1 protein-coding gene is annotated in these 277 nt (G+C 64.3%); it reads left to right on the top strand.

Translation table 11 applies throughout. The features are described from left to right. Positions 1-17 precede the first annotated feature (17 nt). Positions 18-277: cation:dicarboxylate symporter family transporter (locus ACZ2IA_RS22955; RefSeq protein WP_470294899.1), on the top strand; the 260-nt coding region annotated here is incomplete at its 3' end.

Raw genomic sequence — 277 nt, 5'->3', positions numbered from 1 at the left:
ATCGCGGCGCCCCGATCATGGAGGCGGTCAAGCAGCTCCAGAAGCTGGTCTTCCGCATCCTCGGAATGATCCTGTGGCTCGCGCCGCTCGGAGCGTTCGGCGCGATCGCGGCCGTCGTGGGCAAGACCGGCGTCGCGGCGATCTGGAGCCTGGGCACGCTGATGATCGCGTTCTACATCACCTGCATCCTGTTCATCGTCGTGATCCTCGGGGTGCTGCTGTGGACGGTGACCCGCGTGAACATCTTCGCCCTCATGAAGTACCTGGCCAGGGAGTA

The organism is Crenobacter sp. CS_VA4 (assembly GCF_055597485.1).
Note: the sequence above shows the minus strand (reverse complement) of the source record. Positions and strands in the feature narration are given on the sequence as shown.